Raw genomic sequence first — 553 nt, forward strand, 5'->3', positions numbered from 1 at the left:
ATTTAGACCCATTTGATCACTTCCTACAATCGTACGGAGGATATTTACCTTCTTCTATGTCCAGGTGGTGTACAAAAAAACTCAAACTAGAGCCCTTCGAAAAATATGTGGGTGATGACCTTGTGGTATCTTATGTAGGGATTAGAGGAGATGAGGATCGAGAGGGATATATCTCAAAACGTACAAATATTCAGTCAATCTTTCCTTACCGCCAAAATATCTGGAGTGAAGACGTAGTATCAAAGTTTTTCAACTTTGAAATCGATAGAGCAGTTGCCTTGACTGATAATGTTGATCTTGGTAATAGGAAGTCACGCTTCATTGATACCTTGGCAAAACAAGTTACACCTAGATATAATCAACAGAGTAAGCTAAGTGAGCTGTTTGCTAGTGGAGTAAAAGAGACTAATTACCTCATATTTGAATTCTTAAAAACAACTACCTACCCGTTAGCACAGGAAAGTGATTTTCCGCTATTAGAGAATGAAGATGTTATAGTTAGAGATGATGTTTTTAGAATACTAGAAGAGAGCGGTGTTGGAGTACCTGCCTA

1 pseudogene is annotated in these 553 nt (G+C 37.6%); it reads left to right on the forward strand.

Annotated features, from left to right (window positions below):
* Positions 1–56 precede the first annotated feature (56 nt).
* A pseudogene (locus tag GXP69_RS18915) lies at positions 57–553 on the forward strand (phosphoadenosine phosphosulfate reductase); the annotation flags it as partial.

Origin of the sequence: Pontibacter burrus, from assembly GCF_010686685.1 — a bacterium.
In the GTDB taxonomy this organism is placed as follows: Bacteria; Bacteroidota; Bacteroidia; order Cytophagales; family Hymenobacteraceae; genus Pontibacter; species Pontibacter burrus.